At 65.3% G+C, this 20822-nt stretch carries 22 protein-coding genes and 1 pseudogene; 13 read left to right on the top strand and 10 right to left on the bottom strand.

What is annotated here, in order from left to right; all coding sequences use genetic code 11:
* On the top strand, nt 1–265 hold a 265-nt coding region (locus DH10_RS22625; RefSeq protein WP_192385337.1), incomplete at its 5' end, for a GNAT family N-acetyltransferase.
* 80 nt (nt 266–345) lie between these two features.
* Here the strand turns inward: DH10_RS22625 and DH10_RS22620 are convergent.
* The 4 genes from DH10_RS22620 to DH10_RS22605 all read right to left on the bottom strand — a co-directional run bounded on the left by DH10_RS22620 (nt 346) and on the right by DH10_RS22605 (nt 2412).
* Nucleotides 346–630, bottom strand: coding sequence for an SCP2 sterol-binding domain-containing protein (locus DH10_RS22620; RefSeq protein WP_126098072.1), 285 nt, complete (start codon nt 628–630; stop codon nt 346–348).
* A gap of 228 nt (nt 631–858) precedes the next feature.
* Complete coding sequence (locus DH10_RS22615) at nt 859–1380, bottom strand: hypothetical protein (protein ID WP_192252475.1); 522 nt, start codon at nt 1378–1380, stop codon at nt 859–861.
* Nucleotides 1381–1411: 31 nt separating this feature from the next.
* Nucleotides 1412–1834, bottom strand: coding sequence for a hypothetical protein (locus tag DH10_RS22610; RefSeq protein WP_192252477.1), 423 nt, complete (start codon nt 1832–1834; stop codon nt 1412–1414).
* An 8-nt stretch (nt 1835–1842) separates the two neighbouring features.
* Nucleotides 1843–2412 (bottom strand): rod-binding protein, encoded by a 570-nt coding sequence (locus DH10_RS22605; RefSeq protein WP_246506301.1) that lies wholly within the window; start codon nt 2410–2412, stop codon nt 1843–1845.
* Between the two features lie 310 nt (nt 2413–2722).
* Here DH10_RS22605 and DH10_RS22600 point away from each other — a divergent pair.
* Nucleotides 2723–2941 (top strand): annotated as a pseudogene (locus DH10_RS22600) (transglutaminase-like cysteine peptidase); the annotation flags it as partial.
* A 33-nt stretch (nt 2942–2974) separates the two neighbouring features.
* On the opposite strand, the gene DH10_RS22595 reads toward DH10_RS22600, so the two are convergent.
* From DH10_RS22595 to flhA, 3 genes are read right to left on the bottom strand one after another with little or no spacing between them, the layout of a single operon-like run.
* Nucleotides 2975–3358 (bottom strand): hypothetical protein, encoded by a 384-nt coding sequence (locus tag DH10_RS22595; protein ID WP_192385336.1) that lies wholly within the window; start codon nt 3356–3358, stop codon nt 2975–2977.
* Between the two features lie 4 nt (nt 3359–3362).
* The gene (gene fliR / locus DH10_RS22590) at nt 3363–4115 is read right to left on the bottom strand and encodes a flagellar biosynthetic protein FliR (protein WP_192252483.1); all 753 of its coding nucleotides are present in this window, start codon (nt 4113–4115) and stop codon (nt 3363–3365) included.
* Nucleotides 4112–6199, bottom strand: coding sequence for a flagellar biosynthesis protein FlhA (flhA, locus tag DH10_RS22585; protein ID WP_192252486.1), 2088 nt, complete (start codon nt 6197–6199; stop codon nt 4112–4114). The genes fliR and flhA overlap by 4 nt, the downstream gene beginning before the upstream one ends.
* Before the next feature lie 158 nt (nt 6200–6357).
* Between flhA and DH10_RS22580 the strand changes: the two genes are divergently transcribed.
* On the top strand, nt 6358–6657 hold the full coding sequence (locus DH10_RS22580) for a putative quinol monooxygenase (RefSeq protein WP_192252490.1): 300 nt from the start codon (nt 6358–6360) through the stop codon (nt 6655–6657).
* On the opposite strand, the gene DH10_RS22575 is transcribed toward DH10_RS22580, so the two are convergent.
* Complete coding sequence (locus tag DH10_RS22575) at nt 6654–7130, bottom strand: MarR family winged helix-turn-helix transcriptional regulator (RefSeq protein WP_192252493.1); 477 nt, start codon at nt 7128–7130, stop codon at nt 6654–6656. The genes DH10_RS22580 and DH10_RS22575 overlap by 4 nt on opposite strands.
* 62 nt (nt 7131–7192) lie before the next feature.
* On the opposite strand from DH10_RS22575, the gene DH10_RS22570 reads away from it, so the two are divergent.
* The 10 genes from DH10_RS22570 to DH10_RS22525 all read left to right on the top strand — a co-directional run bounded on the left by DH10_RS22570 (nt 7193) and on the right by DH10_RS22525 (nt 16994).
* Nucleotides 7193–7921 carry an NAD-dependent epimerase/dehydratase family protein gene (locus DH10_RS22570; protein ID WP_192252495.1) on the top strand — a complete coding sequence of 243 codons (729 nt, stop codon included), beginning with the start codon at nt 7193–7195 and terminating at the stop codon, nt 7919–7921.
* A 15-nt stretch (nt 7922–7936) separates the two neighbouring features.
* A complete protein-coding gene (locus DH10_RS37140; RefSeq protein WP_246506302.1) occupies nt 7937–8470 on the top strand; it encodes a cupin domain-containing protein in 534 nt (177 codons plus the stop codon).
* 137 nt (nt 8471–8607) lie between these two features.
* On the top strand, nt 8608–10389 hold the full coding sequence (locus DH10_RS22560; RefSeq protein ID WP_192385335.1) for a chloride channel protein: 1782 nt from the start codon (nt 8608–8610) through the stop codon (nt 10387–10389).
* Between the two features lie 138 nt (nt 10390–10527).
* Entirely contained in the window at nt 10528–11193 is a 666-nt protein-coding gene (locus tag DH10_RS22555) for a helix-turn-helix domain-containing protein (RefSeq protein WP_192252501.1), read from the top strand.
* Nucleotides 11194–11232: 39 nt separating this feature from the next.
* The gene (locus DH10_RS22550) at nt 11233–12309 is read left to right on the top strand and encodes an extracellular solute-binding protein (protein ID WP_192385334.1); all 1077 of its coding nucleotides are present in this window, start codon (nt 11233–11235) and stop codon (nt 12307–12309) included.
* 22 nt (nt 12310–12331) lie between these two features.
* Nucleotides 12332–13204, top strand: coding sequence for an ABC transporter permease (locus DH10_RS22545; RefSeq protein ID WP_192252507.1), 873 nt, complete (start codon nt 12332–12334; stop codon nt 13202–13204).
* A complete protein-coding gene (locus DH10_RS22540) occupies nt 13204–14001 on the top strand; it encodes an ABC transporter permease (RefSeq protein WP_192385333.1) in 798 nt (265 codons plus the stop codon). Before DH10_RS22545 ends, DH10_RS22540 begins: the two co-directional genes overlap by 1 nt.
* The gene (locus DH10_RS22535) at nt 13998–15113 is read left to right on the top strand and encodes an ABC transporter ATP-binding protein (RefSeq protein ID WP_192252513.1); all 1116 of its coding nucleotides are present in this window, start codon (nt 13998–14000) and stop codon (nt 15111–15113) included. Before DH10_RS22540 ends, DH10_RS22535 begins: the two co-directional genes overlap by 4 nt.
* A gap of 32 nt (nt 15114–15145) precedes the next feature.
* Complete coding sequence (locus DH10_RS22530; protein WP_192385332.1) at nt 15146–16531, top strand: NAD(P)/FAD-dependent oxidoreductase; 1386 nt, start codon at nt 15146–15148, stop codon at nt 16529–16531.
* A gap of 94 nt (nt 16532–16625) precedes the next feature.
* Nucleotides 16626–16994 (top strand): cupin domain-containing protein, encoded by a 369-nt coding sequence (locus DH10_RS22525; protein ID WP_192252519.1) that lies wholly within the window; start codon nt 16626–16628, stop codon nt 16992–16994.
* A gap of 13 nt (nt 16995–17007) precedes the next feature.
* Here the strand turns inward: DH10_RS22525 and DH10_RS22520 are convergent, their stop codons facing one another.
* Together DH10_RS22520 and asnB are read right to left on the bottom strand one after the other, a co-directional pair.
* Nucleotides 17008–18651: an MFS transporter gene (locus tag DH10_RS22520; protein ID WP_192252522.1), complete on the bottom strand. Its 1644-nt coding sequence runs from the start codon at nt 18649–18651 to the stop codon at nt 17008–17010.
* Nucleotides 18652–18842: 191 nt separating this feature from the next.
* Complete coding sequence (gene asnB, locus DH10_RS22515; RefSeq protein ID WP_192252525.1) at nt 18843–20708, bottom strand: asparagine synthase (glutamine-hydrolyzing); 1866 nt, start codon at nt 20706–20708, stop codon at nt 18843–18845.
* Between the last annotated feature and the right edge of the window lie 114 nt (nt 20709–20822).

Here is a 20822-nt window from a genome sequence, read left to right as displayed (position 1 = left end):
CGGCGGCATCGGCTCGGCGCTGATGCGGCATGCAATTGCCGAGGCCGCGCGGCTTGGCCATGGCGCGATCCTGCTCGTCGGCGATGCGCCCTATTACGGGCGGTTCGGCTTTTCGGCCGACCGCACGGGCTCGCTCGCCATGCCCGGCCCCTATGAACGGCATCGGCTGCTGGCGCTGGAGCTGACGGAGGGTGTGCTCGACGGCGCCAAGGGCACGATCAAGGCCGCCGGCCGCAAGGTGAAGGCGCTGGATTTTATCGCCTGAACCCGGCGAAGAAGCGCCGATGCGGCGTCACGCGCTCAAAACGCGGCGCCGCATCGCTCGTTGACTGTCTTTGATGTCGATCAGCCGAGCAACTGGCTTAGCGCCATGGCGACCGTCATGTCGCCCTCGACCTTCAGCTTGCCGGCCATGAAAGCCATGGTCGGGTTGAGGTCGCCGGCGATCAGCGAGTCGAGATCGTCGAGCGAGAGCTTGATCGTGCAATCGGTCGGCGCATCGGCGGTCGAGACCGTCGCGCCGTCGATGACGATGACGCCGTCGCTGCCGGTGTCGAACTTGACCGAGTGCTCGAAGCCGGCGCTTGCCACGCGCGACTTGATCTTGTCGGCAATCTCCTGAACGCCCATGGCGGTTCTCCTCGTTTGGTTGCGTTTGACCCGCACCGGCCTTGGCCGCTGGGCGAGGCGCCGCGTCGCGCTGGAGCGCCGCGACAGCCACCGGCGCATATAGCTTCGGGTTGACGTTTACGTCAACGTGGTAGCCATGCGGCATGGTGGTAACCATGCGGCATGGCGCATCAGCTGGCGGATGGGTGGGGGCGCGGCATCCGACCCGGCGGAGACACCGCGTCGCGATCAATGCTGCTTGAAGGCCTTGGTCATTTCCTGGGCCGTCTCGCCGGCATTCTTGCGGCGGCGGATCGCATTGTCGCGGATTTCGTCCTTGGACAGGAAGTTGACCTGGTCGATCAGCACGTCATGCACCAGTTCGACGCCGACGCGGGCGTTGACAGTTTCGCGGATGGCCTTGCGGAAAGCATCGAGATCGATCGTCTCCTTCTTGGTGAAATCGATCTGCGGATTGGAATAGAGGTAGGAATAGACCTGGTCGGTGATGATCGCCGGCGCCGGGATCGACAGCTTCTTTATCTGATCCGGTTCCACTGTGTAGACGAGCTTGGTCAGGAAGTAGCCGTCGATCTTGGCTTCGCGGATGAGCGGCACCGAAATGATGTCGGTCTTGACGTAGTCGAGACCGCCCAGCATCGGCTTCGGCGGCTCGCCGACGCCGCGTTCGCCCGCCGCCTGGAAGGAATAGAACACCGCGCCGAGCGTTACGGCGCAGATCCAAAGCGCTGCGGCGATGAACTTGATCACCGGATCGTTCCTTGCGCCGTGGTCATCCCATTCAAGCCCGTGCGTATCCGAACTCGCCGGCCGAATAGGTGCCGTCGGCATCGGCACGCTGGATGGCGTTCTTCAGCAGCGTGGCGACCTCGTTGACGGCGTTGAGATGAGCAAGGATAGCGGCTTCGTTCTTCGCCAGCTTCTGGCGCAGCCGCGCCAACCCCTCGCGATGCTGCTCGAGGAACTCGATCTCGTTGGCACCCTTCAGCGCGCGGGTCAGTTCGTAGAGATAGCGGCTTTTGCGGGCATTCGAGGCCTTGAGGTCGTAGCCGGTTCCGCTGCGGATACCAGCCGTTTCCTCGTCCACCGCTTCCTCGATGCGGCCGATGATGGCGGCGAGGTTGCCGGGCCGAGCAGGCGCGGTCGGCATTTCCGTGGCGATGGTCCGTGCGGGCAGATTGGTAAGGTCCGTTTGGTCGGCCATGTAAGTCCCTAGATCTTGATGTCCGTTTTTATGGTTGTGTCGTCGCCGGTCATCGACCGGGCAGCCTTGCGCTCAAGCTCCTCGATCATCGAGGTCGAAAGCCGGGTCTGCTGGTCGATATCGGCTTTCTCCGGTCCGCCCCCAACAGGCCCGACCGACACCTTGCGCTTGCCGTCCAGATAGTGGTCGGCAAGCATTGATTTCGCGATGCCGATGCCGCCGTGCGCGGCCATGACATCGGCCACCTTTTCAGCCAGCTGTGACTTCCACATGTCGCCGGCCAGCCCCTTGCCATAAACGCCTTCGGTGTCCTTGGGCATCATGTTCTGGATGAAGGTCGTCAGCACCATCGCCTCGAAGCGCTGGAATTTTTTCGCCGGATTTGCCGCTTCGGCTTTGTCCGCCGTGGCGCGCGAAAGTACCGAGCCGGCGTCGACGGAGGCGGTCTGGTCAATCGAAAAAGGCCCCGCGGTACCGCCGGCGCGCCTCCCGAGTGCTGCCCGCGCGGCCTCGACATCGCCCGGCTCCGCTGCGCGGGCGACGTCCATCACGATGTCGCTGGGAGGTGAAATCGCCAAGAAAGCACTGCCTTTTTGCCAGGTTTTGTCAGTTGCACAATGACGCAACAAGCTTGTGGCAGGCTTGCGGGGAGGCGGAATGCAGATTGCGGTGCGATCCCAGGCGGCGGGCGAGCCCGCCGCCTGGGAGTGGCATGTCGACCGTGGCGGCCGACGTTGCCGTCAATGGTCCCAGATCCCCTGGCCATAACCCGCCGCGGGGATATCGAAGGCAGGATTCCCGCCTGCGGCCGACTCCATGCCGATGCTGTTCATGCTGCCCAGATCGAGCGAGTGGGCGTTATCGGACGCCATCGAATGGCGGCCGGTGCTGCTGTTGACCGTGGCAAGCTATCATGGCGATGGGCACTCGGTACTGACAGTGCGCACCAATGAGGGCGACCTGGTGCTCGACAACCTCACCAACTCGGTCCGCGATTGGTCCAGCACCCCCTACAGCTATTTCGCCCGGCAGGCGCAGGGGAACGGCAGGCACTGGGAGCGGATCGGGGCCGCCAAGCCGGTCGGCACGACCGCGACTGGCACCTGAAGCCTCCAGGTACAAGTCGCGGCAGACGCGCCGCTACTCATGTCCCCGCTTTTGGGCGATGAGGTCCAACCGCTCACGGTCGGAGCGTTCGCGCTCGTCGCGCCGGCGGACGTCCTTATAGGCGCGCTCGACCATGTTGGTGCGCGCGGTCGCGGCGGCAATCAGCGCCGCTTCCCGCTGGGCGCTTTCAAGGTTCTGTTTCTGGCGACCGAGCGCGTTGGCGATGCGGCGATGGTAGAGTTCCGGGAACAGGCCGGCCAGCGAGCTGTCGATATCAAAGTGCTCGATCAGTTCCTTCGCTTCCGATTCCGCCGCCGTGGCCGCAGAGAGGAAGCCGGCATGACGGGTTTCGTGAAGCGACTTCAATTGCTCCTGCACCTTGACCAGCTTCTTCAGGCGATCCTTGCGCGAGGTCATCAAGCTACCTCGCCAGCGTGAGGTCGACAAAGCCGTCGACGAACAGCGACAGCAAGGTGCCGATGGCGAAGTAGAAGATGATCAGGCCGCCCGCGATGACGAAGGGCAGCGAAATGAAATAGACCGGGATCTGCGGCGTCAGCTTGTTGACGAAGCCGATCGTCAGATTAACCAGGATTGCATAGGCGACGAAGGGGCTGCCCAGGCGTATCACCAGGAAGAAGGCGTCCGATACCGTGTCGGTGACGTCGACGAGCGCCGCTTGCGGGTTGAAGAACACGTTGACCGGGGCGACCGTGTAGGAAGCGACCAGCGCGCGCACGATCTCATGATCGAAGTCGAAGACGAAAAGCAGGAGCAGCGCCGAGAACGAGATGATGGCGGCAAGCGCCGCCTGCGGCTCGGGCTCCTCGATTGCCGGCCCGCCCGAGCCGCCATAGCCGATCATCATGGCGATGGCCGAGCCCATGAAGCGCAGCGCTTCCATGTAGAGCCTGGTCATCGCGCCGATCAGCCCGCCGACCAGAAGCTCGGAGACGATCATCGGCGCCAGCACCTGCGGGCGCGGGTCGGCGAAAGGATAGATACGATCCCACAGAAAGGCGAGCAGGCCGCCGGTGGCGGCGACCGACACGAACAGCCTGACCTGGATCGGCACGCGAGCGCTCGACAGGCCGGGCATCAGCATGAAGCAGGCACCGATGCGGCAGAAGGCAAGGAAGGCGGCGATGACGACGCCTTGCGAAAGCGCGTTCACGAGATCGTTCCGAGCACCTTGATCTCGACGCCCTTGGCGATCTCGACGTGGCTGAACACAGGGAGCGTGGTGAAGAGCCTCTCGATGATCATGCGCACATAGGGGCGGGCGTCCGGCGCGGTGACGAGCACGAAGCGCTCGCCGGCCTCGAGATGCTTGCGGATCGCCTTGGTGGCGTCCTGGCCGAACTCCTCGAGCTGGCGCGGGTCGATGTCGAACTCGCGCACCTCGCCTTTGGCGTCGCGCTTGAGGCTCTGATGGAAGGCGAGGTCCCAGCGGTTGCCGAGGCGCAGCACCTTGAGCATGCCGCCCTCGGAGAGGTCGCCGCAGATCTGCTGCGCCATGCGGATGCGGACATGCTCGACGATCTGCTCGGTGCGGCGCACATGCGGCGCGATCTCGGCGATGGCCTCGATGATCAGGTGCAGGTTGCGGATCGAAACGCGCTCGGCAAGCAGGAGCTTCAGCACCGCCTGCAGGCCCGGATAAGAGATGTGCGAGGTGCAGATCTCGTCGGCGAGCTTGCGGTATTCGGGGTCCAGCCGCTCGAGCAGCGCCTTCATGTCCTTGTAGGACAGAAGTTGCGGCAGATTGTTGCGGATGACCTCGGAGAGGTGGGTGAGCAGCACCGACATGTTGTCGGCGAAGGTGTAGTTCTCGCGCTTCAGGTCTTCGGCGAAAGTCTCGAGCACCGAATAGGCGCGCATGCCGAAGGCCGGCTCGCGAATCTCCTCGCCGGGGATATCGGGCACGCCGCGCGTGCCGAGCAGCACCATGACCTCACCGACGCGCATCTGATATTCGGCGACGACGGTGCCGTGGACCTTGATCTGATAGCTCTTCGGCGGGATGGCGAAGTCGTCGGCCACGCGCACCTCCGGCACCACGAAGCCGTATTGCTGGGCGAATTTCTTGCGCATCTTCGACATGCGGAACACCAGTTCCTGGTGCGCCACCAGCAGCCGGGTCGAGAGCTGCTTGCCGATCAGAAGCTCGATCTCGGCGGTGGCTAAAGATGCCTTGACCGAGTTCTTTTCCTCTTCGGCCTTGTTCGCCTTCTCCTGGTTCTTCAAGGCCTCCGCGGCGGCCAGCTCGCGGTTGTGGCGCAGCGGGATGATGTAGCCGAGGCCGGCCATGGCGCCGGCGAGAGCAAAGAACGGAAACAGCGGCAGGCCGGGCATCAGACCGAGGATGACCAGCAGCGAGGCGGCGACATAGAGCGCGCGCGGATGGGCGCCGAGCTGGCCGAACACCGCCTGGTTGGCGGAGCCGCGGGTGCCGCCCTTGGAGACGAGCATGCCGGCGGCGAGCGAGACGATGAGCGCCGGGATCTGGGTGACGAGGCCGTCGCCGACCGAGAGCTTGATGAAGACGTCGGCCGCCTGGCCGAGGCCCATGCCGTGGCGCAGATAGCCGATGGCGATGCCGCCGACGATGTTGATGGCGGTGATAATCAGGCCGGCAATGGCATCGCCGCGCACGAATTTCGAGGCGCCGTCCATGGAGCCGAAGAAGGAGGATTCTTCCTCCAGCTCACGGCGGCGGAGCTGCGCCGTCTTCTCGTCGATCATGCCGGCGGACAGGTCGGCGTCGATCGACATCTGCTTGCCGGGGATGGCGTCGAGCGTGAAGCGCGCGCCGACTTCGGCGATGCGGGTTGCGCCCTTGGTGATGACGATGAAGTTCACCACGATCAGGATCATGAACACGATCAGGCCGATGACGAAGTCGCTCGACATCACCAGCTTCGAGAAGCCCGAGATGACGTAGCCGGCGGCATGCGTGCCCTCATTGCCGTGCGAGAGGATCATGCGCGTGGTGGCGATGTTGAGCGACAGCCGCAGCATGGTGGCGATGAGCAGCACGGTCGGGAAGGAGGAGAAATCCAGGGGCCGCTGGATCCACAGCGCGACCATCAGGATCAGCACCGAGAGCGCGATCGAGAAGGCAAGGCCGATATCGATGAGAAAGGCTGGGATCGGCAGAAACAGCACCGCCAGGATGACGACGATGCCGAGCGCGAAGAAGACGTCGCGGCCATTCTTGGCCACCACGCCGGACGGGATTGTTTCGCTGATCGCCATGTCGTCCTCGAATCCAGACTTGCCCAGCGCAAAGGCAGGCCCCCGACCGTAACCGGCCAAGCTTGCGCGAGGGTGGGAGAAGGGCTACTGCCGGGTCCGGATGACGGCGCGACGTGGAAGGGCGGCAAAGGTCGCCGGGATATCGCGAGGACAAGAGCATGCTCCTGATCATCGGCACGATTCGGGTACCGCCCGAGAGGCTGGCCGACGCCAGGCCGGCGATGGAGCGGATGATCTCGGCCAGCCGCGCCGAACCCGGCTGCCTTGAGTATTCCTATGCGCAGGATGTTCTCGATCCCTGCTCGATCCATGTTTCGGAAGCCTGGACGGACCGCGCGGCGCTCGACGCACACTTCAGGTCGGGCCACATCGCCGAATGGCGCGCAAGCTGGGCAGAGCTCGGCATCGGGGATCGGAAGCTCACACTTTATGAAGCGGGCGAGGGCACTGCGACCTAACCAGTCGCGCCCGCCATCGCGACGCTGACCAGCCAGCGGCGGACGGCGCGCTCCTCGTTGGCGGAAAGTCCAGCGGTGAGTTCGCGTTCAAGCTTCTGCACTCGTTCGCGGCATTTCTTCAGCAAGGCGCGTCCGCTGTCGCTGAGGTCGAGGTGCTGGATGCGCCCGTGCACCGCATGCGGCTTGCGGACGAGGGAGCCTGCTCTTTCCAGATTGCCGACGATTACGCTCACCGTCTGCGGCGTGAGCACCGCGAGCCGGGCGAGGTCGGCGTTGGATATGCCGGGATAGGCCGACAGTATGGTCAGCGTCGCAAATTGCGGCTGCGTGACGCCGAATTCATCCAGCGCGCGCTCGACCCGCAGCCTGTAAGCACCGGCCGCCTGTCGCAGCAGGTAGCCGAGATAGCCTTCCTCGCCGCGCTTGCCTTCGCCGGCAGCGGGAATTGCGGGCGGCATTTCCTGCTTGCGCATGATATCAGAGCTCTTATATTTTGTTCGAACTCTGATATTATCGCAGGATGGAGCGGAAGACGATGGGCTATCGAATCTTTCTTGCCGGTGGTTCTGGCGCGATTGGCCGCCGCCTGATCCCGCAACTGCTGGACGCCGGCCATCGGGTGACGGCGACGACGCGTCGGGCCGCGAAGGCCGAGGAGCTTCGCGCGCTCGGCGCCGATCCGGTGGTGGTCGACGTGTTCGATGCCAGCGGTCTGCGCGCGGCGGTCGCGTCGGCGAAGCCCGAGATCGTCATCCACCAACTCACCGACCTGCCGGCCGGGCTCGATCCCGGAAAAATGGCCGAAGCGATCGCCGGGAACGCGCGTATCCGCGATGAGGGAACCCGAAACCTGGTCGAGGCCGCGAAGTCAGGCGGTGCGCGCCGATTGATCGCGCAAAGCATCGCCTGGGCCTATGCGCCCGGACCTGAGCCGCATGCCGAAACCGATCCGCTCGACGGCGGCGCAGAGGGCGGCCGCGGCATCAGCGTCGGCGGCGTGATCGCGCTCGAACGGCAAGTTCTCGAAGCCTCGCCCATGACCGGCATCGTGCTGCGCTATGGGCACCTCTATGGGCCCGGCACCGGAGCGGAGACCGCTGCCGATCCGGCGCTGCATGTCGATGCCGCCGCTTATGCGGCGCTGCTCGCCGCCGAGCGCGGTGCGCCAGGTGCCTTCAATGTCGCGGAGCCGAACAGCCATATCACGACCGACAAGGTTGTCAGCGAGCTCGGCTGGCGCGCGGACTTCCGGCTGGCTGTGTGAAACAGGAGCGCCGCCATGATTGAAGCTGCTTCTGTCCGAAATCTTGCCCTGCTCGGCGTTGCCGCGATTGGCTCGGCCCTGCTCGGCGCGGCGATTGCCCAAGGCAACAGGGCAAGCATCGCCGCCGATGGGCTGGGTGCGCATAACCATATGATGGGGGCGGGCGCAGGGAGAAGGGGCGGCGGCGCGCCCCGCCACCACGGTCAAGCCGCTGTCCTGCGAAAAACTGCCGAACGTTCCGGGGCATTCGATCGCCACGGCGCTCGTCGGGTTTCCGCCGAATGCCTATACGCCGAGACATCGGCATCCCGGCTCGGTCACGGCCTTCGTGCTCAAGGGCAGGCTGCGCCCGCAGCTCGAGGGCGGACCGGCCGGCACGTTCGGCAAGGGACGACCTGGTTCGAGCCGCCGGGCACGGTGCATCTCTTCGCGGAGAGTGCGAGCGCAACGGAGCCGGCCGAAGCTGTTGGCGATCTTCGTCGCGGAAGACGACTGCGGGCCGCTGACCATCTTCGACCGATGAGCTTTTCCGGCCTTCGCGGCGACTGACGAGCAGCCTGATCTTCGCTAATCGGCGAAGCGCCAAAATGGCGCCACATGCGGTCGGCATTGCGGTTGCCACGCATTGCCGCCGGGCGTATCAGGCACGGCAGCATCCATCCTCCGCATACCGGCGAGCCGCTCTGTTGCCTGCCAGAAACGAACCGCAAGTCTACGCCCGCCGGCTTCGGGCGGTGCTGATCAATTCGATCCCCGTGCTCGAGGCGCGCGGCATCGTCATCGTGCTGATGGCGGGTGTGGTCGGCATGATCGCGGGCGCGCTGGTCACCGGCATGAGCGCGCTTGTGCAAGGCATGCACTTCCTGCTCTTCGACGTGCAGCCGGGCGGGCGGCTTTCCGCGATGTTCTCGCTGGCCAATCCGGTGCAGGCGATGTTTCCGGCAATCGGCGGCCTGCTGCTCGGCCTTTCGGTGATCTGGCTAAGAAGGCGGAAGTTCAGAACGCCGGTCGACCCGATCGAAGCCAATGCGCTCTACGGCGGGCGCATGTCGCTCACCGATACGTTCATCATCGTCGTCCAGACCATGATCTCCAGCGGCTTCGGCGCCTCGGTCGGTCTGGAAGCCGGCTACACGCAGATCGGTTCCGGCATCGCCTCGCGGCTGGCGCGCGCCTTCCGGCTACGCCGCAACGATATCCGCATCCTGGTCGGCTGCGGCGCCGCCGGCGCCATCGCTGCCGCCTTCGACGCGCCGCTGACCGGCGCCTTCTACGGCTTCGAGCTGGTCATCGGCATCTACTCGGTGGCTAATGTCGCGCCGGTCATGACGGCGGCGATCGCGGCCTCGCTGACGGCGGAAGTGTTCGGCGGGGTGCCGTTTCCGCTGGAACTTTCCGGCCTGCCGACGCTGACCGCAAGCGAGTACGTGCCGTTTCTCCTGCTGGGACTCCTCGGTGGGGCGGCGTCCATCGCGATCATGCATCTGGTGAGCATTGTCGAGCGCGTCTTTGTGCGGCTGGCGATCGACGCTTCGGCCAGGCCCTTCCTCGGCGGCATCGTTGTCGGGCTGCTCGGGCTGGTCACGCCGCAGGTGCTTTCCAGCGGGCATGGCGCACTGCATCGCGAGTTCGCCATGAACTACGCGCTTCCCGTGGTGGCCAGCGTTTTCGTGCTGAAGCTCGCCGCCTCGGCGATCTCGCTCGGCTCCGGTTTCCGCGGCGGCCTGTTCTTTGCCTCGCTGTTCCTGGGCGCACTGCTCGGCAAGGTCTTTGCCGGCGTCATGGCGCTGACCGCGCCATCGACAGGCATCGATCCGGCGGTTGCCGCCGTCGTCGGCATGACCTCGCTTGCCGTCGGTGTCGTCGGCGGTCCGCTGACCATGACTTTCCTGGCGCTGGAATCCACCCGCGACCTGACGCTCACCGGCGTGGTGCTGGCGGCATCGATCATGTCGGCGATCCTGGTGCGCGAGACCTTCGGCTACTCCTTCTCGACCTGGCGCTTCCATCTGCGCGGCGAGACGATCCGCAGCGCCCACGATGTCGGCTGGATGCGCAGCCTCAACGTCGGCTCGATGATGCGCAAGGACGTCCGCACCATCGACGCCTCGACGACACTGGCCGAGTTCCGCAAGGAAATCCCGCTCGGCTCGGCGCAGCGCGTCATCGCCGTCGAAGAGGGCCAGCATTATGTCGGCGTGCTGCTTGTCGCCGAGTTGCACAGCGATCTGTCAGACGGAGAGACGCCGGTCAGGGCGCTCGCGCAGTTCAAGGACGCGGTGCTGGTGCCGTCGATGAACGTCCAGTCCGCCGCCGAGACCTTCCAGCGTGCCGGCGCCGAAGAACTGGCCGTCGTGGAGGATTTCGACGACCGCACCGTTCTCGGCCTGCTCACCGAAAGCCACCTGATGCGGCGTTATGCCGAGGAGTTGGACAAGGCGCGGCGCGATCTCGCCGGCGAGGGCTGACCCGAACTTTTGGGCGGATACAACTTCCATTGAACCGGTTCCGCTGGTCGGCGATCGGGGAATGGCCAACGCCTGGATTCTTGCCGCTTGCCATCTGTACAGTGGTACTGTACAAAGTGTTAAGTGGAGGAACACGGGATGCCCAAGGCTTCGGATGACAGCCAGGCTCCGGCGGCAAACGGTGCCGGCTCGGCCGCGACCCATGCCCAGCGGGTGCTGGGCATGCGGCTCAAGAGCCTTCGCCTCGCCCGCAGGCTGTCGTTGCGCGACCTCGCGGAGGCGACCGGGACAAGCGCCAGCTTCATCAGCCAGCTCGAGCGCGGGCTGACCGGCGCCAGCACCGCCTCGCTCAACCAGATGGCCTCGGCGCTGGGCGTGAGCGTCGCTATGCTGTTCGAGGAAAGCACGACGCAGAACCATGGCGTGCTCCGGCGCAGCGAACGGCCAAGCCTTCCGCCCAGCGACGGTTGCCGCAAGATGCTGCTGTCACGTCCGCCGTTGAGCGACATGGAGGTCTATGTCGGCGAGTTCGACATCGGCGGCTCGACCGGCTCCGCGCTCTACACGCATGGCGACGCGCACGAGATGCTCGTCGTCCTTCGCGGCGTCGTCGAGGTCTCACTCGGCGACGCACGCCATGTCCTCGAAGAGGGCGACAGTATCGAATACGCGACATCGACACCGCATCGCAGCGAGAACATCGGCAGCGGCCGGGCCGAGGTGATGTGGATCATCGCGCCGCCGACCTCGGCGCGCGCCGAGCTCGATCAATACAAGCCCTGGAAACCGCTCGCGGCCAGGTAGTCCGATCTAAACGCGGGCCTCAATGGGAGAGTTACAGTTATGTTGAAGTCGAAATTCGCAGGTCTTGGCGCCGTGCTGGCGCTTGGTGTTCTGACAACCGCCGCCTTCGCGCAGGACAAGCCTGTGGCGGGCGAGGTCAAGGACGGTTCGCTCAAGGGCAAGACCCTGACCTTCGTCTCCTATGGCGGCATCTACCAGGACGGCCAGGCGGCGGCGCTGAAGGAATTCGTCGACAAGTCCGGCGTCAAGCTGCTCAATGACGGCCCGACCGAGATCGCCAAGCTGCAGGCCCAGGTCGAATCCGGCAATGTCACCTGGGACGTCGTCGATACCGCCGACCTGCCGCCCTACGTCTATTGCGGCAAGCTGTTCCAGAAGCTCGATCTCTCCAAGCTCGACGTCTCGAAAATTCCCGAAGGCCAGGTCGGCGAATGCTCGGTGCCGGCGATGAACTACGGCGTCGTGCTGATGTACAACAAGGAGAAGTACAAGGATAACCCGCCCAAGAGCTGGGCCGACTTCTTCGACATTGAAAAGTTCCCGGGTGTGCGCGGCCTCGACGGCTCCGGCGATCCGACCGGCGGCCTGCTCGAACAAGCCTTCAAGGCGGCTGGCGGCGATCCGAAGGCGATGACGGCCGGCGACATCGACAAGGCCATCGACGTGATCCGCAAGCTCGGCCCCGACACGATCTACTGGAAGACGGGCGCTGAATCGCAGCAGCTCGCCGAGTCCGGCGAAGCGGACATGCTGATGATGTGGACCGGCCGCGCCATGACGGCGGTCAAGAACGGCGCCAAATACGCGCCCGCCTGGCAGGACTGGCTGGTGGTGATGGACCAGATGACGATTCCCGTCGGCGTCAAGGATACGGATGCCGCCTATGCGTTGCTCAACGCCTATCTCGGTAAGCAGTCGCAGGAGATCCTGGCGCAGCAGACCTCCTACACGCCGATCAACAACGACGCGCAGCCCAAGGTCGACGCTTCCGTCGCCGCTTTCCTGACCAACACGCCCGAGCGCCAGAAACAGGGCTACAAGCAGAACATCAAGTTCTGGGTCGAGAACTTCCCGCTGGCGCAGGAAAAGTGGTCCGCGCTGATGGCCGGCAACTGACCGGCTGACGGAGGCAAAGCCGGTGAGCGCGCTCGAGCCAACGACCCAACCCGCTGCCGCAGTGCGGCCGGGGCGGGCATGGCGGCCGTTCGCGCTCACGCTGCCGGCGCTGGTGCTGCTTGCTGCGGTGATCGGTTATCCGCTGATCACCATCGTGCTGCGCAGCCTGTCGGAACCGGAATGGGGCGCGCAGAACTATGTCTGGTTCTTCGGCGCGCCGGTCAATCTCGCGGTGCTGCAACGCACCTTCACCATCTCGGCCTGGGTCACGCTGGTTTGCGTTGTGTGCGCTTATCCTTATGCCTATCTGATGACCGCCGTCGGGCCGCGCATCCGGCTCGTGCTGGTGCTTTGCGTGCTGATCCCGTTCTGGGTGAGCGGCGTGGTGCGCACCTTGTCCTGGGTGATCCTGCTGCAGGACTCCGGCGTCATCAATTCGCTCCTGCGCTCGGCCGGCTTCACCGGCATCCGACTGATCCGCACCCAGACGGGCGTGGTGATCGGCATGGCTCAGGTGCTTTTGCCCTTCATGATCCTGCCGCTCTATTCCGTGATGAAAGGCATCGACCTCAAGCTGGTGCAGGCGGCGCGCAGCCTGGGCGCCCGGCCGTCCCGCGCCTTCTTCACGGTCTATCTGCCGCTGTCGCTGCCCGGCGTTTATGCCGGCGCGATCATCGTCTTCATCCTGGCGCTGGGCTTCTACATCACGCCGGCGCTGCTCGGCGGGCCGCGCTCGACGATGCTGTCGACTTTGGTGCAGACCCAGGTGCTCAGCCTGCTGCAGTGGGGACGCGGCGGCGCCATGGGCGTGGTGCTGCTGGTCACGACCTTCCTGCTGCTGGCGCTCGCAGCGCCGGTGATGCGGTCGCGGCACCGAGAAGCGGGGCGGCGCTGATGGAGATGAAGCCGCTCACCCGCCTCGTTCTCGGCCTGGTCTGCCTGCTGGTGGCGATATGGCTGGTGGCGCCCACGCTCGTCGTCGTGCCGATGTCCTTCAACGGCAACAAGTCGCTTGCCTTCCCGCCGCAGGGCTTTTCCTGGCAGTGGTATCAGAATTTCGCCACCAATCCGGAATGGTCGACCAGCTTTCTCAATTCGCTGAAGGTCGCTTCGATCGTGGCGGTGCTGGCAACGGTGCTCGGCACGCTCGCCGCCTTCGGGCTCGACCGCATGAAGGCGCGCCCTGCGAGCCTTTTGCGGATGCTGATGCTGACGCCAATGGTGGTGCCGGGCGTGGTTTTGGCCATCGGCATCTATGCTGTCTATCTCGATGCCCAGCTCGTCGGGACGTTGTCCGGCTTCGTGCTTGCGCACACCATCCTGGCGCTTCCCTTCGTGCTGATCGCTGTCTCGGCCAATCTCGAAGTGTTCGACAGGCGCCTGGAGACGGCGGCGGCGAGCCTCGGCGCCGGCGCGCTCACCACGTTCCGGACCGTGACGCTGCCGCTGATCCTGCCCGGCATCCTGTCGGGCCTGCTATTCGCCTTCGCGACGTCATTCGACGAAATCATCGTCTCGCTGTTCATCACCAACCCCTATCTCAAGACGCTGCCGGTGCAGATCTTTTCCTCGATCACGCGCGACGCCGATCCGACGGTCGCCGCCGTCGGCACGATCCTTTTGTGCGCCACCACGATCCTGATCGGGGCCGGCATGCTTCTTCTTGGCCGCGAGCGGAAGGGACGCTTATGAACCCAAGACCGGACAATCGCGGCGCGGCGATCGACCTCGAATCCGTCACCAAGGCGTATGGCGCGTTCAAGGCGCTAGACGGCGTGTCGCTCGGGATCGAACCCGGCGAGTTCATGACGCTGCTTGGGCCGAGCGGCTCGGGCAAGACGACGACGCTGAATGTGATCGCCGGCTTCACCGATGTGACCAGCGGCAAGCTGCTGGTCGGGGAAAAAAGCGTCGTCGGCGTGCCGGCACACAAGCGCAATATCGGCGTCGTCTTCCAGCACTATGCGCTGTTTCCACATATGACGGTCGGCCGCAACGTCGCCTATCCGCTGACGCTGCGCGGCGTCGATCAGGCGAAGCGCAAGGTGCGCGTCGCCAGGGCGCTCGACATGGTCAAGATGGGCGATTTCGCGCACCGCTATCCAAGCGAATTGTCGGGCGGCCAGCAGCAGCGCGTGGCGCTGGCACGCGCCATCGTCTTCGATCCGCCGCTGCTCTTGATGGACGAGCCGCTCGGCGCGCTCGACAAGAAGCTGCGCGAGTGGCTGCAGCTCGAGATCAAGCGCATCCATCGCGAGCTCGGCACCACCTTCGTCTATGTCACGCACGACCAGGAGGAGGCGCTGGTGCTGTCGGATCGCATCGCGGTGTTCAACCGCGGGCGCATTGAGCAGGTCGGCACCGGGCGCCAGCTCTATGACGAGCCGGCGACGCTGTTCGTCGGCCGCTTCATCGGCGACTCCACCGTGCTGCGCGGCGAGGCGAGAAGCGACGGCACCAGCACCGCGCTGACCATCGCCGGCGAGGCGGTCACGGCGCCGCGCCGGCTTGCGGGCGAGACCAATCCGGTCATGCTGCTGCGGCCGGAAAAACTCAGCCTCCGCCGGGCCGGACAGACGGCGGCCGCCGGCACCAACCGGCTGTCGGGCACGATTGCTGAAGCGATCTATCTCGGCTCCGGATCGAAATACGAAGTGAAACTCGCCGATGGCTCCGTGGCGATCGTGCGCTCGCCGCTGACAGGCGAGAGTTTTGGCCTCGGCGAAAAGGTGGAGCTCTGCTTCGACGGCGCCGACGCCAAGCTTCTGGCCGACGACAGCACGGCCGACACGACGCTCACCTGAACCCTCTCTCCTACCCTCCTGGAAACCATCCCATGCAAGTCAAGCGCAATGGCGACATCTCGTTCTGGTATGCGGATCTGGGCGCGGTCCCCGCACCGCGTCCGCGCTTGCCAGGCGATATCGAAGCCGATATCGCGATCGTCGGGGCCGGCTATACGGGGCTTTGGACCGCCTATTATCTGAAGAAGGCGAAGCCCTCGCTGCGCATCGTGTTGCTCGAACGCGAGTTCGCCGGCTTCGGTGCCTCGGGGCGCAATGGCGGCTGGCTGTCGGGCGGCTTCGGCTGGTCGCGCGAGAAATATCTCAAGACCTCGACCCGGCAAGGCGTGACCGCCATGCAGAAGGCGATGGCCGGCTGCGTCGACGAAGTGATCCGGGTGGCGACCGAGGAAGGTATCGAGGCCGACATCCGCCGCGCCGACAATCTGACCGTCGCCACCAATCCGGCGCAGCTGGAGCGCGTGCGCGAGGAGTGCGAGACGATCCGCTCCTGGGACAGCGACCCCGAGCGCATCGAACTGCTCGACGCCGACGCGACACGCGCACGCATCAACATCCGGAATGTCATGGGCGGCTTTGTCATCCATGGACAGGCGCGGGTGCAGCCGGCCAAGCTGGTGCGTGGGTTGGCGGAAAGGGTCGAGCGGCTCGGCGTACCGATCTACGAAAAGACGACGGTGACGGCGATCGCCAAGGGCACCGTCACCACGGATCGTGGCACGATCCGCGCCGAAACCATCCTCCGCGCGACAGAAGGGTTCACGGCCGGCATCCCCGGAGAAGAGCGGACATGGCTGGCGCTGAACAGCGCGCAGATCGTCACCGAGCCGCTGTCGCCCGGGCTTTGGCGCGAGATCGGCTGGGAAGGACATGAGCTGCTCGGCAATGCGGCGCATGCCTATTGCTATGCCCAGCGCACGCGCGAAGGGCGCATCACCATGGGCGGGCGCGGGGTGCCGTATCGCTATGGCTCGCGCACCGACGTCAACGGCCAGACGCAACAGGCGACGATCGACCAGCTGCACACGATCCTGACCACGCTTTTGCCGCAGACGGCGGGATGCCGCATCGACCATGCCTGGTGCGGTGTGCTCGGCGTGCCGCGCGACTGGTGCACGACGGTCGGCCTCGACCCCAGGACCCGCATCGGCTGGGCCGGCGGCTATGTCGGGCTCGGCGTCTCGAGTTCCAACCTTTCAGGCCGCACGCTTGCCGATCTGATCCTCGGCCAGGATACGGAGCTAACGCGGCTGCCCTGGGTCAACCGCAAGGTGCGGCGCTGGGAACCGGAGCCCTTCCGCTGGCTCGGCGTGCATTCGATGTACCAGCTCTACCGCATCGCCGACCAACGCGAGGCGGCGGGGCTCGCGCATACCTCGAAGCTTGCCGCTCTGGCCGACAGCATCACTGGCCACTAGAGCGGTTCGGCATTAGCCGAACCGCTCCAGCTATTTTTCCACGCAATTCCGGACGGAAAACCGCTGCATACTTTTCCTGGAATTGCTTTGATCTATGGAGCCCGACTTGATCGATCTTTCGACTTTCCACGACCTCGCCAAGGCCGACATTGGCGCCTTTTCGCGAAAGCCGACCTCGATCGAAGGGGATCAGGTGGAAGCTGTTCGCTCCCTCTTCCAGTCTCCGGACGGCACGATCGACATTGGCATCTGGGAATGCACGCCCGGCCGTTTCACCGCCGACCGTTCGGGCTCGTCGGAAATCTGCCACATCATTTCCGGCCGGGCGGAAGTGAGCCGCGCCGACGGCGAGATGCGCGAGCTCGGTCCGGGCGACCTCCTCGTCCTGCCGCAAGGATGGAAGGGCGAATGGCTGATCCATGAGACGACGCGCAAGCTCTACATGATCCAGAGCGCCGGCTGATCCCGAAAAGCCCCTAATGCTCGATCGGACCCTTGGGCGAGACAAGGGCCGTGCCGGCGGTGGTCGGGCGTTCGATCATGCGGCGCACGCGCGGCGGGCTCTCGCCGCTGTGCAGCGCGCGGATGCGCTCGCCGACCACCGCGTCGGCATGGGTGGCGCGCCGGTTGTGGCGGATGTACTCGACCCAGGTCGGCGTGTGGTAGTGCTCGATCCAGATGCCGGGATTTTCGAGATCGCGGGCGAGGGTCCAGTTGCGGGCGCCGTCGCGGCGGCGGATGCGGCCGCGCTCGGCCATGGTGGCGAGGAATTCCGGCACGTCCTCCTCGCGGATGACGTATTCGATCATGATGGCGATCGGGCCGCTGCGCGGCTTCAAATCGAGCGCCAGCATCGGCTCCTTGAAACGGTTGAGCGGATCGAGGTTGAGAGCGGTTTGTTGCGGCAGCGGCAGGATGAAGCCGATGGCGCCGCCCGCCAGCATGGCGACAGCGGCCGCCATCAGCGCCGTCTCCGCGCCATGCGCGTCGGCGACGACGCCCCAGATCCAGCTGCCCAGCGCAATGCCGCCGAAAGTCGCCGTCTGGTAGATCGACAGCACGCGGCCGACCACCCAGCGCGGCGTCGACATCTGCACCGTGACGTTGAAGTGCGAGAGCGCGATCACCCAGCAGGCGCCGCCGATGAGCAGGCCGGCCGATGTCTGCCACGCATTGTGGCTGACGGCGGCGTTGAAGGCGCAAAGCGCAAAGCCCGCGAAGGCGGCGCGCACCATGGTCTCGCTGGAGAGCAACTGCCTCAGCCGCACGCTGATCAGCGCGCCGCCGACCGCGCCGATGCCGAAGGCGCCGAGCATGATGCCGTAGGTCAGCGCGTCGCCCTTGACGACATCGCGCGCCACCAGCGGCAACAGCGCCAGCACCGCGCCGGCGCTGAAACCGAAAGCCGAGCCTCTCGCCAGCACCTTGCCGATGTTCGGCGACATGGCGACGTAGCGCAAGCCGGCGCCCATCGCCGCGCCCAGCGACTCGCGCGGCAGGGTCTGCGCCGGCACATCCGGCTTCCAGCGGAACAGCACCACGATCAGGCCGATATAGCTGATAGCGTTGGCGGCGAAGGCTGCCGCCGCGCCCGCGGCGGCAACGATGATGCCGCCGATCGCCGGGCCGACGCTGCGTGTGATGTTGAAGCCCATCGAATTGAGCGCGACCGCCGCCGGCACCTTGGCGCGCGGCACCATGTCGCCGACCGAAGCCTGCCATGACGGGCTGTTCAGCGCCGTGCCGCTGTCGATCAGGAAGGTGAAGGCCAGCAGCGTCCACGGCGTCATCCAGCCGAACCAGGTGAATAAGGTGAGCAGCGCCGAGACGACCAGCATGAAGGTCTGCGCCACCAGCATGACCTTGCGGCGGTTGAAGCTGTCGGCGATGGCGCCGGCAATCAGCGCGAACAGCATGATCGGCAAGGTGGTCGAGGCCTGGACCAGCGCCACCTGGTAGGACGAAGTGGCGATGGTCGTCATCATCCAAGCGGCGCCGACGCCCTGAATCAGGCCGCCGAAATTCGACACCAGGCTGGCCGACCAGACGGCGCGGAAGATGCCGTGCCGGAACGGCGCCAGCGCCGAGACGCGTTCGCTTTCCGGCTCGTCGTCGATCATGGTCGCTGTCCCGCCTTCATCTGCGTTTTGCGTTTCGCCGCGCCTTAGATCGGTTCACTGTTTCACGGAACGCCGAACAGTCGCGCTGGCGACTCGCCAAAGGATCGCGGTCCAACAACAGGAAGGCAAAGGCGAAAATGCGTCGGCGAAGCTTTAAGCCAAGCATCTTGCCGGTGTGGACCAAACCTCGGTTACTTCGCGCCCCTGGTTCCGGCATGCAGCGCCTCGGTCAGGCTCCCTGCCGTCTCACCGCCCATGTAGAGCCTCAGCAGCATCTCCATGCCGACGAGGCGCAGTCGTGACGCCTCCTCGCCTCTTGCCATGTCGATGAGGTCATCCAGCTCGGATGCGGACCATTTCATGGCGTCGCGCAGGAAGCCGCCGCGCAGCAGACCCTGCGTGCCGGCCGAAAAGGCGCCGGACATCTCGAAGCCGTTCTTGGCCACATAAATGTTTTCACGCGGCAGATGGCGTTCGGCGAGTTTCTTCAGCAGCCATTTGCCGGTCCTGTTGCGATATTTTTGCCGCCTCGGCAGATGCATCGCGAAATCGATCAGCCGGTTTTCGAGGAACGGCACCCTCAGCTCGACCGAAGCCGCCATGCTGAGGCGGTCATGCCGATGCAGCAGATCCTGCAGGTGCGAATAGAGATCGTAGAGGCAGTTTGCCAGGAAGGCACGGTCGCTGTCCGGGCTGACGCCCTCGAGCCGGTCGAACAGCTTGGTTTGCAGGAAGTTCAGTTCCGGCGAGAGCGCTCGCAACACGATGTTGCGGTCCCAGGGCGAGCCCCGGCCGATCGAGTTGCGAAACGGGGAGCGGCGAAGCCGCGCGAATTTCCGGTCCTGGTCGGCTTTCGAGCGAAACAGGCGCCGCAGCCATGACTGGCGCCAAAGCCTGAGGGTCGACGCCTGCCATTTGTAGCCGCCGAACAGCTCGTCCGATCCTTCGCCGGTGAGCAGTACCTTGACGCCGTCGGCGCGGCATCGATCCGCAAGCGCCAGCAGGCCGGCCACGCTGGCATGCCAGCCGTCGCTCTCCAGATGCCAGACCGCACGTGGCCAGAGCTCGAGGAAGCGATCGCGGTCGACAGGCACGCGGCGCAGGCTGACACCGACATGGCGGCCGGTCCGCTCGGCGCTTTCGGCCTCGCTGCGGCCGAGCCGCGGGTCGACGACATAGCCGTGCATCTCCGGCCGGTGGCGCTTGGCAAGCGCGGTGATCAGACCGGAATCGACACCGCCGCTGCAGGCGGTGGCCAGGCTGGCATCGGCGATGCAGTGCAGCTCGACGCTTTCCTCGAGCAGCGTCTGAAGAGCGGCCAAGTGCCCGGCATCGGACGTCCTGTCGTCGATGATACGCGATGTCTCCAGGACGTCGAGCACATGCCAGAAACGCCGCTTCTCGATGCCGCCATCGCCGATCTTCCAAAGGCCGGCGGGAGGCAGGCGTTCGATGCCTTCGAAGACGCTATAGCTGGAATCGCGACTCTGCCAGGCAAGCCGCAAGGTGATTTCGCGAGCGTCGACCTTGCGCGCAAAATCGTGGCAGGCAAGGATCGCCTTGTCCTCGGAGGCGAACAGCAGCCGGTCCGCGGTGTCGGCCACCGATATCGGCTTGATGCCGAGCCTGTCGCGGGCAAGCCACAGCGCGCCGTCGCGCTGATCGAAATAGGCGAAGGCGAACATGCCGTCGAATAGCGGCACGGCCTTCTCGACGCCCCAGTGGTGCAGGGCCTGGAGCACCACCTCGGTGTCGGAGACCGTGCGGAACTCGAGGCCTTCGGCTTCCAACGTCTTGCGCAGCGAACGATAATTGTAGACTTCGCCATTGTAGCAAAGGACGCCGTCGCCGGATGCAGTCAGCATCGGCTCGCGCGCGGCGGGGGAGGGGTCGATGATGGTGAGCCGCCGATGACCGAGCGCCAGCCGGGCGCTGTTCCAGCTGTCATGGTCGTCGGGGCCGCGATGCGCCAGCGCCTGCATCATGCTGGCGATCTCGGAGAGATCGCCAGCGCCGATCGGATCGCGCTTCCGCCAGACGCCGGCTATCCCGCACATGGCCCGCAGGCCGCTCCTGCCTGATCCATCGCTTCCCGAAGTCTGTCCGAATTCCAAGACGCCGCCGAAATCGGCATGACTTCCAATCTAACCACAACGGGACCGGCTGCAAGC

It is taken from the genome of Mesorhizobium silamurunense, assembly GCF_014843825.1.
Classification (GTDB): Bacteria; Pseudomonadota; Alphaproteobacteria; order Rhizobiales; family Rhizobiaceae; genus Mesorhizobium; species Mesorhizobium silamurunense.
Note: the sequence above shows the minus strand (reverse complement) of the source record. Positions and strands in the feature narration are given on the sequence as shown.

Bases quoted from the DNA above. Each gene is read 5' to 3' on its own strand.
- DH10_RS22620 (WP_126098072.1), bottom strand. From the start codon at position 630: ATGGGCGTTCAGGAGATTGCCGACAAGATCAAGTCGCGCGTGGCAAGC.
- DH10_RS22610 (WP_192252477.1), bottom strand. From the start codon at position 1,834: ATGGCCGACCAAACGGACCTTACCAATCTGCCCGCACGGACCATCGCC.
- DH10_RS22595 (WP_192385336.1), bottom strand. From the start codon at position 3,358: ATGACCTCGCGCAAGGATCGCCTGAAGAAGCTGGTCAAGGTGCAGGAG.
- flhA (WP_192252486.1), bottom strand. From the start codon at position 6,199: ATGGCGATCAGCGAAACAATCCCGTCCGGCGTGGTGGCCAAGAATGGC.
- DH10_RS22580 (WP_192252490.1), top strand. From the start codon at position 6,358: ATGCTCCTGATCATCGGCACGATTCGGGTACCGCCCGAGAGGCTGGCC.
- DH10_RS22575 (WP_192252493.1), bottom strand. From the start codon at position 7,130: ATGCGCAAGCAGGAAATGCCGCCCGCAATTCCCGCTGCCGGCGAAGGC.
- DH10_RS22570 (WP_192252495.1), top strand. From the start codon at position 7,193: ATGGGCTATCGAATCTTTCTTGCCGGTGGTTCTGGCGCGATTGGCCGC.
- DH10_RS37140 (WP_246506302.1), top strand. From the start codon at position 7,937: ATGATTGAAGCTGCTTCTGTCCGAAATCTTGCCCTGCTCGGCGTTGCC.
- DH10_RS22555 (WP_192252501.1), top strand. From the start codon at position 10,528: ATGCCCAAGGCTTCGGATGACAGCCAGGCTCCGGCGGCAAACGGTGCC.
- DH10_RS22550 (WP_192385334.1), top strand. From the start codon at position 11,233: ATGTTGAAGTCGAAATTCGCAGGTCTTGGCGCCGTGCTGGCGCTTGGT.
- DH10_RS22540 (WP_192385333.1), top strand. From the start codon at position 13,204: ATGGAGATGAAGCCGCTCACCCGCCTCGTTCTCGGCCTGGTCTGCCTG.
- DH10_RS22535 (WP_192252513.1), top strand. From the start codon at position 13,998: ATGAACCCAAGACCGGACAATCGCGGCGCGGCGATCGACCTCGAATCC.
- DH10_RS22530 (WP_192385332.1), top strand. From the start codon at position 15,146: ATGCAAGTCAAGCGCAATGGCGACATCTCGTTCTGGTATGCGGATCTG.
- DH10_RS22525 (WP_192252519.1), top strand. From the start codon at position 16,626: ATGGAGCCCGACTTGATCGATCTTTCGACTTTCCACGACCTCGCCAAG.
- DH10_RS22520 (WP_192252522.1), bottom strand. From the start codon at position 18,651: ATGATCGACGACGAGCCGGAAAGCGAACGCGTCTCGGCGCTGGCGCCG.
- asnB (WP_192252525.1), bottom strand. From the start codon at position 20,708: ATGTGCGGGATAGCCGGCGTCTGGCGGAAGCGCGATCCGATCGGCGCT.